General features: G+C 49.1%; 1 protein-coding gene and 1 pseudogene. Both read left to right on the top strand.

Annotated features, from left to right (window positions below):
- Positions 1 to 281: pseudogene (locus tag R7O13_RS26535) on the top strand (phage replication protein); the annotation flags it as partial.
- Between the two features lie 3 nt (positions 282 to 284).
- Positions 285 to 644, top strand: coding sequence for a DUF1293 family protein (locus tag R7O13_RS26530; protein WP_318305166.1), 360 nt, complete (start codon positions 285 to 287; stop codon positions 642 to 644).
- The last annotated feature ends 102 nt before the right edge of the window (positions 645 to 746 follow it).

Genomic DNA, 746 nt, shown 5'->3' with positions numbered 1-746 from the left:
TGAATCCAGCTGGCGCGTATGCCGCGCTCAATGATTTCGCTGCCTCGATTTCTACTGCAAAGAAATTCAATACCAAACCTGTCCCGACTAAACGTGCGGCGTTAGACCTGTTGGCCTCGGCTCACTGGATGCGTCGCCAGTACGGGAAAATCCTGAACTCTTTAATCGAATTCCATGAGGGCGACATTGAAACCGTGGTCGGTTCCCTTGTCCGTGATGGAACTAAATTCACCTTCCCCGATACCTACGGCAAGTTGGTGACTCACATATTGGAGACTTAACAAATGGCTAAATCCGTTTTTGTACTTGGCATGGATATCACTTGGAACTCAGCACGTGGTGACAGTGCTCAACTGAACGTGTCACGACCTCTACGTGAAATCAACTCGGAGAAATTCAAACGCCGCACTATCGGTGAATCCGGTGATGTGAATCCCCAATGGGATCAACCGTTGATGATTGACCATGAATATGCCCTGCTTCTTGAGCGCACTGGTGCTCTCGTTCCTCGCCGTGAATACCAATTGCGCTTGGGGATTAACCCCGAAGACCCATTGGCAGGACCTATCGTGGCTGAGCCTATTCCAGTCGACCAAGAAATTAAGAAGCACTTCGAAGCTTCAATGAAACCCGTTCAAGGCTAAAAAATGTCTGTATGCGTCACCGTCGTTAACCAGTATGGCAATTTGAAAGCAACGAAAACGCCTGTTGCGGATTGCCAAGAATACGTGCTGATTTCGGCGGTG

It is taken from the genome of Vibrio sp. Y176, from assembly GCF_033438945.1.
The sequence above is the reverse complement of the archived record's forward strand: the minus strand, read 5'-3'. Positions and strand labels throughout refer to the sequence as shown.

Coding starts and splice junctions, on each gene's coding strand:
- R7O13_RS26530 (WP_318305166.1), top strand. CDS start 285: ATGGCTAAATCCGTTTTTGTACTTGGCATGGATATCACTTGGAACTCA.